The 13,285-nt window shown below is 72.4% G+C and carries 8 protein-coding genes; 4 read left to right on the forward strand and 4 right to left on the reverse strand.

The window, feature by feature from the left end; genetic code table 11:
- Nucleotides 1-100: 100 nt before the first annotated feature.
- Complete coding sequence (locus KY5_RS05005) at nt 101-3,913, forward strand: hypothetical protein (protein ID WP_159072491.1); 3,813 nt, start codon at nt 101-103, stop codon at nt 3,911-3,913.
- 142 nt (nt 3,914-4,055) lie between these two features.
- On the opposite strand, the gene KY5_RS05010 is transcribed toward KY5_RS05005, so the two are convergent.
- Entirely contained in the window at nt 4,056-5,096 is a 1,041-nt protein-coding gene (locus KY5_RS05010; protein ID WP_234362616.1) for an asparaginase, read from the reverse strand.
- Nucleotides 5,097-5,254: 158 nt separating this feature from the next.
- Between KY5_RS05010 and KY5_RS05015 the strand changes: the two genes are divergently transcribed.
- Together KY5_RS05015 and KY5_RS05020 are read left to right on the forward strand one after the other, a co-directional pair.
- Nucleotides 5,255-5,710 carry an Lrp/AsnC family transcriptional regulator gene (locus tag KY5_RS05015; protein ID WP_098241057.1) on the forward strand — a complete coding sequence of 152 codons (456 nt, stop codon included), beginning with the start codon at nt 5,255-5,257 and terminating at the stop codon, nt 5,708-5,710.
- A 157-nt stretch (nt 5,711-5,867) separates the two neighbouring features.
- Nucleotides 5,868-6,929 carry a chitinase gene (locus KY5_RS05020; RefSeq protein WP_098241058.1) on the forward strand — a complete coding sequence of 354 codons (1,062 nt, stop codon included), beginning with the start codon at nt 5,868-5,870 and terminating at the stop codon, nt 6,927-6,929.
- On the opposite strand, the gene KY5_RS05025 is transcribed toward KY5_RS05020, so the two are convergent.
- Complete coding sequence (locus KY5_RS05025; protein WP_098241059.1) at nt 6,926-8,509, reverse strand: SDR family oxidoreductase; 1,584 nt, start codon at nt 8,507-8,509, stop codon at nt 6,926-6,928. The genes KY5_RS05020 and KY5_RS05025 overlap by 4 nt on opposite strands.
- A gap of 312 nt (nt 8,510-8,821) precedes the next feature.
- On the opposite strand from KY5_RS05025, the gene KY5_RS05030 reads away from it, so the two are divergent.
- On the forward strand, nt 8,822-10,849 hold the full coding sequence (locus KY5_RS05030) for a hypothetical protein (RefSeq protein WP_098241060.1): 2,028 nt from the start codon (nt 8,822-8,824) through the stop codon (nt 10,847-10,849).
- Nucleotides 10,850-11,325: 476 nt separating this feature from the next.
- Here the strand turns inward: KY5_RS05030 and KY5_RS05035 are convergent, their stop codons facing one another.
- Both KY5_RS05035 and KY5_RS05040 read right to left on the reverse strand, forming a co-directional pair.
- Nucleotides 11,326-12,330 (reverse strand): lysophospholipid acyltransferase family protein, encoded by a 1,005-nt coding sequence (locus KY5_RS05035; protein WP_098241061.1) that lies wholly within the window; start codon nt 12,328-12,330, stop codon nt 11,326-11,328.
- On the reverse strand, nt 12,327-13,079 hold the full coding sequence (locus tag KY5_RS05040) for a GNAT family N-acetyltransferase (protein ID WP_098241062.1): 753 nt from the start codon (nt 13,077-13,079) through the stop codon (nt 12,327-12,329). The genes KY5_RS05035 and KY5_RS05040 overlap by 4 nt, the downstream gene beginning before the upstream one ends.
- Between the last annotated feature and the right edge of the window lie 206 nt (nt 13,080-13,285).

Below are 13,285 nucleotides of genomic sequence, written 5' to 3' on the forward strand. Positions count from 1 at the left end.
ATGGCGCAGGGCGGTTCGGGTGGGGATTGGCCTGCGCGCGGGTTCCGTCCTCGAGGTCCGGCATGTTGAGGTGAGCGCTGCGATCAACGGGGAGGCAGTAGTGGGGCGTCGTGAGAATCCGGTGGATCCCAGCGCGGGGCCGGTGGCGCGGTTCGCGTACGCGTTGCGCAAGTTGCGCCAAGAGGCGGGCGCTCCGACCTACCGGGCGATGGCGCGGCAGGTCCCGTACTCGGTGACCGCGCTGGCGACGGCCGCGTCCGGGGAGAAACTGCCGTCTCTGCCCGTGGCGTTGGCGTATGTGGCCGCCTGTGGCGGAGACGCGGCGGAGTGGGAGGAACGGTGGCGGGACGCCCGGCGCGACGAGGAGGAACAAGCTTTCGCAGCACAGGAGGAGACGGCCGCCGCGCCTTATCGCGGGCTGACTCGCTTCGAGGCGGACGACCAGGACGTGTTCTTCGGCCGCGCCCGGCTGACGGACGACCTTCTGCAACTGGTCCACGCCCACCGCGTCACGGCCGTGTTCGGTCCCTCCGGCAGCGGCAAGTCCTCGCTCCTGCGGGCCGGACTCCTGCCCCGCCTGCGGGATACCCAGGACACCGCACTGCGCCCGGCGGCGATCCGCATCCTGACCCCGGGCACCAGAGCCGTGCGCGATCACGAGCGACTGTTCACCCCCGCCCAGGCGCCGGGAGAGACATGGCTGGTCGTGGACCAGTTCGAGGAACTGTTCACCCTCCACTCCGACGCGGCTGAACAAGCCGCCTTCATCGACCTGTTGCTGACCGCCCTCGAACCCGGAAGCCGACTGCGGGTGGTACTGGGAGTGCGGGCCGACTTCTACAGCCGCTGCCTGGAGCACGAAGGACTCGCGGCGGTCATCCGGGAGGCGAGCCTGCCCGTCGGCCCGATGTCACCGTCCGAACTGCGGGAAGCGATCGTCCGGCCCGCTGCCGCGGCAGGGTTGATCGTGGAGCGTGTGCTGACCGACCGGCTCATCGAGGAAGTGAGCGAGGAACCCGGCGGGTTGCCCCTCCTGTCCCACGCACTCCTGGAAACCTGGCGAAGGCGCCGCGGTCGCACTCTGTCCCTGCAGGCCTACATGGCAGCCGGCGGCATCCACGGCGCCATCGCTCAGACCGCCGAGGACCTCTACACCCGACTCACCCCGGCACAGGCGGAAGCGGCCCGCCACATTCTGCTGCGCCTGATCACCCCGGGCGACGGCACCCCGGACACCCGCCGCCCTGTCGACCAGAACGAACTGGCTGACCTTGACACCACAGGCGCCACCGGGCGTGACCCGCACACCGCGCTCTACACCCTGGCCCGTGCCCGTCTGATCACCCTGGACGACGACACCGTCGACCTCGCCCACGAAGCGCTGATCACCGCCTGGCCCCGGCTGCACCGATGGATCGAGGACGACCGTGACCAGCTGCGACGCCACCGGCGTCTCACACAGGCCGCGCGTCACTGGCACGACCGCGGGCGTGACAGCGGGGCGCTGCTGCGGGGCACCGAGCTCAACGAAATCGAGCATGCCTTTGAATCTCCCGAGCTCCGGAGGGACTTGACGTCCCTTGAGCGGGAGTTCCTCCGCACCTGCACTGCGGCACACGCGCGCGGGCGGCGCTTGCGACACGGCGTCACCGGTGCCGTCGCGCTCCTCGTGACGCTCGCCCTGGTGGCGGGAGCAGCGGCCTGGCAGCAGAGCCGGACGAGCGAACAACGGCGCACGGAAGTAGCGGCCCGGCGAGTGGCCGCCATCGCCGAGAGCATGCGCTCCTCCGACCCGGTCACGGCCATGCGGCTGAGCGCAGCGGCCTGGACCCTGAGTGGGACGACCGAGACCCGCTCGGCCCTGCTCGGCGCCCTGTCTCAGCAGGAGCAGGACGTCTTCGAGGTCCCCGGCACGGGGCTCGCGCCCACGTCGTATCTGAGCAGGGACGGTCGCACGGTCGTGAGGGAGGAGGAGAGCAGCGTACGGGCATGGAACGCCGCTGAGCACCGCCCTGCGGGGCCGCGGCATCCGCTTGAGAACGGTTCGGTGGAAGCCGTCAGTCCCGACGGGCGCCGGATGATCGTGGATTCGGACGATCAGCTGCAGCTGTGGAACCTGCGAACCGGAAGAGCCGTCGGTGAACCGTTCGGGGACGTCGGATCGCTCCACGACTTTGGGCCCAGCGGTCGAACCGTGCTCAGTGCCCACCCTGAGGGTGGAGTCGAACTCTGGGACCTCAAGCGTCGTCGAGTCCTCTTCGAGCAACCGGACTCCACTGCTTCCCAGCTGGCCATCAGCCCCGACGACCGGCTCCTGGCGCTGTGTGCGAAGGACGGGAGCCCCCTGCAAGTACGGGATGTGGCCCGGCACCGCGAACTGCCCGCGCCTTGGTCCGGCGTTCGCGGCCTGGAAGTGTGCGGCGAAGGCTCGTCCCTGGAGTTCACTCCGGACAACCGCGGGCTGGTGGTCCAGCCCCGGAGCGAGATCCGGGTGTGGGACCTGGCCAAAGGCAGGGAGCGGGCCCGTATCCAGCACAAAGGACTGACGGAGGCGGCACTCAGCCCTGATGGGGCGTTCGTCGTGGCGACCGACGGCCGGGAAATCCTGCTGTGGCGGTGGGCCGCTCCCAAGACGCCGGTCCTCCGGGTCCCGCTCACCAATGAGTCGGCCACGGACCTGCGGTTCGACGTACGGGCGGGAGCAATCCGTTACGTCAGCGACGCCGGAAACACCGAAATGTCGGTACGCACACTCGCCTACGGTGCCGCGATGACCGGCGCATGGAGCGAAGAACCGGCGGCTCAGGGCATGTTCAGCCAGGACGGCAGTGCCCTGGCTCGCGAGCAACGTCACGGCGACGTCTCACGCTTTGAGGTACTGCGCGGCACGGACGGGAAGCGGATCGCCCGCACCCCCGAACTGCACTGCGCCGAAACAGACCCCCTCTCCGGCGACGACAGCTGCTACACCGCGCTCGCGCTCAGCCCGGACGGTCACACCCTCGCCTACGGCACTGCTGTGATCAACGACTCCGGCATGCCCGCCGAACCAGGGCAGATGACCCTGTGGAACGTACGAAAGGACGCCCGGTCCCACTCGCTCACCCGGCCCGGCTCCGCCGACTCGGAGATCGCCGGCATGGCAGGCCTCGCCTTCACCCCCGACAGCCGATCCCTGCTGGTCCCGGGATGGGACGTAGACCCGACCGAAACCTGGGACGTGTCCCGGGGCACGCGCAGGAAACAGCACCCCACCCGCCCCCGCTCCGACGACTCGGGAGCCCCGCAGGGCATGTGGGACAAGAACACGCTGGGGTCCCTCTCGGGCCGAACTCCACTCGCCGTACGACCCGACGGGCACCTCCTCGCGTCCGCCTCGGGCCAGACCGTGGCTCTCCCATCCGGCCGGGCCACCATCAACGACCTCGTCCTCCCCGAAATCGGTGCGATGGCGTTCAGCCCGGACGGAAAGCAGCTGGCGGTGGGCAAGGACACCGGCCGGATCGCACTCTGGGACGGCGACATCGAGCAGCGCCTCGGCACCTTCGACGGAACGTACGACGCCGCCCGGCCAGGAGCCGCCAACACCGAGGCGGTGACGGCACTGGCCTACTCGCCCGACGGCAGCACCCTGGCCGTCGCAGGCGACCACGGCACCGTACGACTGTGGGACATCGCATCCCGCCGACCGTTGGGCGCCTCGCTACCGACACCGGGCGACAGCGTGATCGCGCTGGCTTTCTCCGCGGACGGTCGCACGCTCCACTCCGCCGGCGAACACAGCGCGCCACGGTCCTACGCGGTGGACCCCAAGCACATCATCACATCGATCTGCGCCCGCACCAACGGCGGACCGTCCCGAACCACTTGGCGCAAGTACATCCCGGAAGTCCCGTACCGCGACATCTGCTGATGACCCTGTTCTCCGCACTGACGAATTGGGCCGGGCCCGCCGAACGAGGGCCCGGCCCACCGGCTTTCCTCCGGCGCAGACGATCCAGGATCGCCGCACATAGCCGAGGAAACGTTTGTGCGCGGCGATCCCAGGGCAAGCCCTAGGCCGCCCGCCCCTCGGCGGCTACGGCGGCCGCGTCCGTGCCGAGGACGCGGCGCAGCTCCTTGGTGCGCGCCTCCTGTCCGCTCTCGCCGAGCAGGACCGCGAGGAGCGCCGAGCGGGCCTGGCCCGCGCGCAGGGTTCCGGTGAGGATCGCTCCGGCGGCCGAGAGGTCGACCGCCCCGCCGTGCGTGTAGATCTCGGTGACGGGGCCCGCGGCGACGCGCGTGGTGAGGGCGATCAGTACGCCCCGGTCGATGGCGGCGGCGACCGCCGCGACGAACTCGGGCGTCGCGTTGCCCGCGCCCGTGGCGACCAGGACGATGCCCTGGGCTCCGGCCTCGACGGCGGCCTCCAGGAACAGCGGGTCGGCGTCGACGTGGTGCATGACCATGTCGATGCGCGGCAGCGATCCGCTGTTGACCACGGCGGGCAGCGGCAGCGGCTCGGGGCGCTCCGGGCGGTGCAGTACGGAGACCTTGCCGAAGCCGACGTTGGCGACGCGCGTCCCCGAGGGGTCGGCGAAGGCGTCGGCGGCCACGGTCTGCGTCTTCACGGTGCCGCGTGCGGCGTGCACCTTGCCGTCGAAGACAACCAGGACGCCGAGGCCGCGCACGGTGGCGGCGGTGAGCAGCGCGTCGTACAGGTTGCCCGGACCGTCGCCGCCCTCGGCGCCGAGCGGCTTCTGGGCCCCGGTGAAGACCACCGGGCGGGGGTCGTGGTGGTGCAGGTCGAGCAGGAAGGCGGACTCTTCCAGCGTGTCCGTGCCGTGGGTGACGACGATGCCGTCGACGCCGGGGTCGGCGAGCACCTCGTGCACCGTGTGCAGCAGGGTGAGCTGCTGTGCGGAGGTGAGGCGCGGGCTGTTCACGTTGAAGAGGTCGATGACCTCGGAGGTGATGCCGCCGGGTATCGACGCCGTGGCGAGCACCTCACGGCCCGGGGCGTCGGCGGCGAAGCCGGTGCCCTGCCACCGGCTGGCTATCGTCCCGCCCGTGCTGATGACGACGATCCTGCGTGCCTGCGCGTCCCCTGCTGCCACGGCTTCCACCTCTGCGTACCTCCCATGAGTGCGTGAATCCCCAGAACCACCGGCCCCCGTGGTGACGGTCGGACCCCGCGCAAGGATAGTTCGAACACTGCGCAATGTGTTTGCCAACATCGGTCGCTCGCGCAACACCCGAGGTGGATAATTGCGCCGTGGACGACATCGATCGCAGTATCTTGCGCGAGCTTCAGAACGACGGCCGCCTGACCAACCAGGAGCTCGCCCAGCGGGTGGGCCTGAGCGCTTCGCCCTGTATGCGACGAGTGCGACAGCTGGAGCAGGACGGCGTGATCCGGGGATACCGCGCCGTCATCGACCCGGAGGCGGTCGGCCGCGGCTTCGAGGTCCTGGTCTCCGTCGAGGTGCGCAGGGACCGCGAGACGGTCGAGGCGTTCGAGGAGGCGCTGCAGGACGTGCCGGACGTCATCGAGGCGTACCGCCTGTTCGGCAGCCCCGGCTGCCTGATCCGCATCGCGGTCGCCGACCTCACCGCGTACGAACGCCTCTGGATCGAGCGGCTCACCGCGCTGCCCGGGGTCACGGAGGTCAACTCGCAGATCATCATGAAGCGCGTCAAGGAGTCCCGCGGCCTGCCGGTCGGCGACTGAGGCGAGGAGAACGCCAGGGTCCAGGACCGCGCCCCGGAACCCGGCCCTCCCGCTTTGGTACAGACCTATTGACGCTTGGTCTGTACCTGCCTACCGTGACGCATCGCACCACGCACGTCTCCAGGTCTCCCCCCTCTCCGCACCCGAGGAGCACAGCGTGATCGGTCGGACGTTACGCCTGCTGGGATCCGCCCTGGCACTGGCCTGTGCCGCACAACTCCCGGCCGCCGCCGCGGCACCCGAGGCCCCCCGGGCCGACACCTGCGAGGTGAAGTCGAAGCCCGCGGGCAAGGTGCTCCAGGGGTACTGGGAGAACTGGGACGGCGCGTCGAACGGCGTGCACCCGCCGTTCGGCTGGACCCCCATCACCGACAGCCGCATCAAGCAGCACGGCTACAACGTCATCAACGCCGCCTTCCCCGTCATCCGCTCCGACGGGACCGTCCTGTGGGAGGACGGCATGGACGCGACGGTGAAGGTCGCGACGCCCGCCGAGATGTGTCAGGCCAAGGCGGACGGCGCCACCATCCTGATGTCCATCGGCGGCGCGGCGGCCGGCATCGACCTCAACTCCCCCGCCGTCGCCGACCGGTTCGTCGAGACGATCGTGCCGATCCTGAAGAAGTACAACTTCGACGGCATCGACATCGACATCGAGACCGGCCTCGTGGGCAGCGGCAACATCAACCAGCCGTCGGCCTCCCAGTCCAACCTCATGCGCATCATCGACGGCGTGCTCGCGAAGATGCCCTCGAACTTCGGCCTGACGATGGCTCCCGAGACGGCGTACGTCACCGGCGGCAGCGTCGTGTACGGCTCGATCTGGGGCGCGTACCTGCCCATCATCAAGAAGTACGCGGACAACGGCCGCCTGTGGTGGCTCAACATGCAGTACTACAACGGCAGCATGTACGGCTGCTCCGGCGACTCCTACTCCGCGGGCACCGTCCAGGGCTTCACCAAGCAGACCGACTGCCTCAACAAGGGCCTGGTCATCCAGGGCACCACGATCAAGGTGCCCTACGACAAGCAGGTGCCGGGCCTGCCCGCCCAACCGGGCGCGGGCGGCGGCTACATGGCGCCGAGCCTGGTCTCCCAGGCGTGGAACACCTACGGCGGCGCCCTCAAGGGCCTGATGACCTGGTCCATCAACTGGGACGGGTCGAAGGGCTGGACGTTCGGGGACAACGCCTCGCGGCTCTTCCGGCCGACCGCCTAGCGCTTCCCGCGGCTGCCGGAACCCTGGCCCGCCGCCTCGGCCGCACGGCCGATGTTGCGGGCCATCCCGCCGAACACGACGGCGTGGAAGGGCGATACGCCCCACCAGTAGGCCTGCCCGAGCAGGCCGTGCGGATGGAACAGCGCGCGCTGCCGGTACCGGGCCCCGCCCTCCTCGTCCTCCTCCACCCGGAGTTCGAGCCACGCGAGGCCCGGCAGGCGCATCTCCGCGCGCAGCCGCAGGAGCCGCCCCTGCTCGATCGCCTCCACCCGCCAGAAGTCCAACGAGTCGCCCACGCGCAGCCGTTCGGCGTCCCGGCGGCCGCGGCGCAGTCCGACGCCGCCCACCAGGCGGTCGAGCCAGCCGCGCACGGCCCAGGCCAACGGGAAGGAGTACCAGCCGTGTTCGCCGCCGATGCTCTCGACCACCCGCCACAGGTGCTCGGGCGAGGCGTCGACGCGCTGCTCGCGGCAGTCGGTGTAGAGGCTGCCGCCCGCCCAGTCCGGGTCGGTGGGCAGCGGATCGCTGGGGGCGCCGGGCAACGACGCCGATGACCAGCGCGTGGCGACATCGGCCTCCTGGATGCGCCGCAGCGCGAGCGACACCGCCTCGTCGAAGCCGATCGGCGTGCCCGGCGGATCGGGCACGTGGCGGGCGATGTCGTGCTCCCCGCAGACCACCTCGTGGCTCAGCGACTGCGCCAGCGGCCTGGCGATGGACCGGGGCACGGGGGTGATCAGACCGATCCAGTGGCTGGAGAGGCCGGGGGTCAGGATCGGGACCGGCACGATCAGACGGCGCGGAAGACCCGCCACCGCGGCGTACCGGCGCATCATGTCGCGGTAGGTGAGGACGTCGGGCCCGCCGATGTCGAACGCGCGGTTCACGTCGTCGGGCATCCGCGCACTGCCCACCAGATAGCGCAGGACGTCCCGTACGGCGATGGGCTGGATCCGGGTCCGCACCCAGCTCGGGGTGACCATCACGGGCAGCCGCTCGGTGAGGTAGCGCAGGATCTCGAACGACGCGGAGCCGGAGCCGATGATGACGGCGGCCCGCAGCACGGTGGCGGGCACCGGGGAGTCCAGGAAGATCTCGCCGACCTCGGCGCGCGAGCGCAGGTGCGGCGAGAGGTCGCGGGCCGGGACACCGTCCGGAGTCAGACCGCCCAGATAGACGATGCGCCGCACGCCCGCGGCGCGGGCCTGCTCCGCGAAGATCCTGGCGGCCTCGCGGTCCGTCCGCTCGAAGCCGCGTCCGGTGCCGAGCGCGTGGACGAGGTAGTAGGCCACGTCGATGTCCCGCAGGGCCGCGCCGACGGACTCCGCGTCGGTGACGTCGCCCCGCACCGTCTCCACCCGGTCGGACCAGGGCTGGTCCCGCAGCTTTTCGGGAGAGCGCGCGAGGCAGCGCACCTGGTGTCCCGCGTCGAGCAGCTCGGGCACCAGGCGGCCGCCGATGTAGCCGGTCGCGCCCGTCACCAGGCAGCGGGGGCGCGGGGCGCTCCCGCCCTCGCCGCTCCTGTCGCCGCTTCCCCCGCCGTTCGGGTCGCCGCCCGCCTCGCCGCCGTCGTCGCTCATCGGTGGTGCCTCCAGCCGTCGTCGCCCTGCGCCGCCTCGTCCCGCGCCGCCGTCCACGTCCCGCGCGGCCTTTCCGGGGCCGCGCGACCTTTCCGGGGCCGGTACCACGCAACCGGTCCCTCGAACACCGTCTCCCTCTCACGGCCGTTCCGCTCAGCGAGACGGACGGCTCGACGGGCGTGAACCCCTTGCCCACCGACGCGTGGGCGCCACACGCACGGATGGCTGTGACCATCCCACGATTCACTCGTTTGACCGACCAAGTGCAGTGACAGTGACACGGCGTCGCCCACCCCGGAAGGCCATCGCCCCATGCCCACCCGCTCCGGAAACGAAGCGGCCCAGACCGGCCGCATAGCACTCGACCGAGCCGAGACCGCTCTGCTCGAGCACTACACCGATCTGGTCCGTCTCGCCTACCTCACCCTGCCGCCCTCGCTCTCGCGGCACCGCAGGGTCCTTGCCGCGCACACGGCGGTGCAGCGGGCGCTGCCCGGGATACGGCCGCCGCGCCGGGGCACGCACGTGCCGGGTCAGCGTCGCGGCGACCGCACGGACCACTCCGAGCGCGACTGGGCCCGCGCCCAGGTGCTGCGTTCGGCCCTCCGGTACGACCGGCGGCCCAAAGGCTGGCCCCGCGTCCTGCCGCCGCCGCGCACCCTGCTGCCCGCGCTGCCCTTGGTCTGGGGACTCCAGCTGTTCCCCCGGTCCGGCGGAGCCGACGAACTGGCCCTGGCACAGGCCCTGTCGGGGTCTCCCGCCCCGGCCCGCGCCGCGTTCGTCCTGTGCCGGGTCGACCACCTCCCCGAGGAGAGCGTCACGCGGCTCCTCACCGCCGCGGGGGTCGAGCGGCCCGCGGTCGCGCTCCGCGGCGCCCGGCAGCTCCAGTCGTCCGCGGGCGCGTTCGCCGAAGCACTGCTGCGGTCCAGGGAGTTCGACGCCTGCTCGGTGCAGACCCGGCCGACCGATCTGCTGCGGCGCAGACGGCGCAGGATCCTCGCGTGCACCGCCGCCGGTGCCGCCGCGATCACGCTCGCCACCGTGGCCGTCGTCGGCCCCCGGGCCTCCGGCCCCTCGTCGACGCCGACCGCGCGCACGTCGCGCACGCTCGCCACCGGAGCCCTCGACCCCGACAGGCTCGTACGGGCGCCCCGCGACGAGTGGGCCGACACCGCCCGCGTCGACTTCACCGCGTGGCCCGCGCGCGGCGACAGGACCGACGACCACGACCTGCTGGCCCGCGCCCTCGGCAGTTGGGCCGATCCTTCGCCGGAGACCCGCACGTCGGCCACGTCCACGACGCCGACGCAACCGCCGTCGAGCTCGCCGCGACTGCTGTACGCGGGAGACGTCGACGACCGCACGGTGGTCCTGTTCGGCGACGGGGACCGCATCGCCCGCTACACGGAGCCGTCATCGGACGCCGCTTCCGCTCCCGACACCTCCGGATCCGCCCCGACCTGGGACGTGGCCCGTGCGGACGACGCCGATGTGACGACGGCGGCCGCCGTCGCCGTCGCCCGGAGCGGCGGCACGGTCCGTTATCTCACCGCGCCGTGGATCGACGAGGCCGAGACCCGTGACCTGCTGCGCCCCGACACACCCGCCAAGACCCTGCGCGTCCGCCCCGACGGGGTCACCGCGCCGGTCGACAGCGCGGACGTGAAGAGCTGCGACAACAGGCCGGTCCTGCAGCTGAGGTCGTCCTCGCGCATCGTCGAGAAGCACAGCTTCCTGCTGGCCGACCTCGGCGACCTCTCACCCGTCCACCTCACGCACACCCCGCTGCCCGGCGGCGGCACCCCACCGGCGCGCCAGCCCCGCGAGGCCACGAGCTCCACCGCGCTGCTCGCCTGGGCCCACTCGGCCTGCGCCCTCGACGGGCTGCGCGGCACCGGGGTGCGCGCGGTGAACGCGTGGGACTTCGCCCAGCAGGAGCTGCCGGAGAACGGCGGCCGCGCGGTGTGGACCTGTGCGCGGGCCTCCACCTGGCGCGGCCCCGGTTCCGTGCAGGTCCAGCTCCGCACCCCCGGCGGACCGGCGTCCGCGCCCGCCCGGGTGGTGGCACACGAGGGGTCCACCGCCGCCTGCGGTCGCTTCGGACAGCACGTGGTCGCCGCGGCCCACTGGAAGTCGGGGGCGGGGCACTGGTACGCGCTGGCGGCGGGCAGCCGGGCCGTCACCGACGTCACCCTGTCCGGCCAGGTCCAGGAGAAGCGCGCCGGACGAACCCTCGCGGTGCGCGCGCCGCGGGACGCCCGCCTGCGGGTCGGCGCGCGCCTGGACAACGGAGAGACCCTCGTCGGCCTCGGCGAGCAGGGCGGCGCCCGTGGCGACTGAACGCCGTACGCCCGAGGAGGCCACTCGCCGCGCGAGCGCGGATGTTCGGGACCTTGGCCCCTGGCCCATCGGCCGTCCCCCTGCCTACCTTGGGGGCACTTCCGCCACGTTCGGCGCCGAGCCGAACCGGCGCGCGGACGGAGCAGGACCAGAGACGAGGAAGAAGGGAGGCGGGACATCATGGACCACAGTCCGAGTCCGATGTCGTTTCCGACAACGAGTCCGATCCCGGTTCCCGGTCCGGGCCGCACCGCGCGCTCGCGCGCGGGTCTGCGACGACCCGCGCTCCCCCCGTCTCCTCGCGGTACGCGCTGACGCCCCTGGCCCCCGCGCCGCGACCGGTGCCGCCGCCCCGCCTTCGGGGAGGCCGCCGCGGCTCTCGTACCCGCCGGGCCCGGTTCACGACGCGTGCGTACGCCTCGCCCCTCTGCTCGCGCCGCGCGGCCACCGCGCGGGGGCGGGACGGGCGTGCGGCATCACCTACTGACCACTGCCCCGCTCTCCTTCCCGGAGGTGACCCCATGACGTACCTCGTCTTCGCCCACAAGCCCACCGTCCGCCTCGCCCGTCAACTGGCCTTCGTATGGCGGCGGTTGGCCGACGCGCCGCTCGGCAGCACGGTCTGCGCCACGCGCGTGTCCCCTCCCGTCCGGTGCGCCGCCCGCCCGGTGCGCCGCGACAGGCCGAGGGCCAGGAACCGCCGCTGACCTGGTGGCCCGTTGGGCCGCGGCGGCGAGGGCCCGCCGGTCGGTGCCGCCGAGCAGGGCGTGCGCCGTGATCCGCACCGTCAGATCGCGGGCCCCCGCCACCCGGCGCAGCGACGCGGTGAAGTCCTCGTCGCCGAGGAAGGCCGCCGCCGTACTGGGCAGGCCGCCCTGCCGGTACTCGACAGTCACCGGACGCACCGGCGCGCCCGCGTCGGCCGCCGCCTGGAACGCCGCGCGCCGGAACCGGCCGCCCGCCGCCGTGCACCACGTCGTCGCCTGCGGGAAGACGAGGACGGAGGTGCCGTCGCGCAGCAGTTCCGCCAACGCGGCCACGGTGTACGGGAGTTCGCGCGGCCTTGCGTCACGGTCGATGAACCGCGTGCCGACGCGCCGGGCCAGGGTGCCGATGAGCGGCCACCGGCCCACCTCGCGCTTGGCGAGCACGGTCGCCGGTTCCACGGCGAGCAGCGCGACGACATCGAGCCAGGAGATGTGGTTCGCCACGATCAGCGTGCCGGGCCCCCTGCCCGCGCCGCGCGGAGCGCTCAGCGGATCCCGGCCCGCGGCAAGGCGCACCCCGAGCGCGTCGAGTACGGCACGCGCCTCGGAGCGCAGCACGCGCGGCTCGGCGAGCCCGTCGCCGCGCGCCGCAGCCCGGGTCAGGGCGTACGTCAACGCGGCGTACCTGCGCAGCAGTTCGGGCCTCGGCACGCGATGCTCCGGCGGCGCGGCACAGCTCGACGGACAGCCCGGCTCGACCGTCCACGGGTTCACCGGGCCGTCTCCCCGAGGAAGAAGCGGCGGTGGCGGTCGCTGAGCCGTTCCATGTCGAGCAGGACGAAGAAGTCCGCGACGTCGAAGTCCGGGTCGTGGGCGGGGGCGCCGCACATCCACGCGCCGAGTCGGAGGTAACCGCGCAGGAGCGGCGGCAGATCGGCGTAGGAGGGGCGGTCAGGGGCTGCGGCGGCCGGGGTCCAGGGCCGGTGCGGGTGGACCCTGAGCTCCGGCGGCGACGCATGCTTGGAGGTGCCGATGAGCCAGGCCGCGGAGGCCGAGCGGCCGCCGTCCGCGAGCGGCACGGAGGCGCAGCCCGCCAGGTGGCGGTAGCCGGAGAGCAGCACGTAGCGGGCGAGCGCCGACCACATGAGGTTGATGACGGCGCCCGAGCGGTGGTCGGGGTGGACGCAGGACCGGCCCGCCTCGACGGTGGAGGACCGCAGGGCGCTCAGTGCCCGCATGTCGAACTCGCCCTCGGAGTAGGAGCGTTCGGAGCGGCCCGGGGGAAAGAGCCGGTAGGTGCCGACGACCTCGCCGGTCGAGGTGTCGGTGACGATCAGGTGGTCGGCGAGGTCGTCCCAGGCGTCGATCTCGTGACCGGGCAGGGGCGTGTCGAAGGTCGCGCCCATCTCCTCGCCGAAGACCCGGTGGCGCAGCCGTTGGGCCGCCCGGATCTGTTCGGTGGTGTCCGCGATGGAGGTGACGTACGAGCTGGTGGCCGTCGAAACGAGCGATGTCGAGGACATGACAGTTCCGTTCTCGGTTCGTGGGGAGTCTCCGGGTGCGGACGCGAGGTCCGGCGCCGCGGCGGCGCAGCACTCCCAGCACGGTGGCCGCACCGGCTGAACTGCGCGCTTCGGGCGCACGTCGCCCGTACGTCCGGGGCACGTCGGGTCCCCTACGGACCTCCCCCGCGGATCCCCTTCGGCTCCCCTGTGGCGTCGGGCGTCCT

Source organism: Streptomyces formicae (genome assembly GCF_002556545.1).
GTDB classification, from domain to species: Bacteria; Actinomycetota; Actinomycetes; order Streptomycetales; family Streptomycetaceae; genus Streptomyces; species Streptomyces formicae_A.

Excerpts from the sequence above, each read along its gene's own strand:
- KY5_RS05025 (WP_098241059.1), bottom strand. The coding sequence starts at position 8,509 with ATGAGCGACGACGGCGGCGAGGCGGGCGGCGACCCGAACGGCGGGGGA.
- KY5_RS05040 (WP_098241062.1), bottom strand. The coding sequence starts at position 13,079 with ATGTCCTCGACATCGCTCGTTTCGACGGCCACCAGCTCGTACGTCACC.
- KY5_RS05030 (WP_098241060.1), top strand. The coding sequence starts at position 8,822 with ATGCCCACCCGCTCCGGAAACGAAGCGGCCCAGACCGGCCGCATAGCA.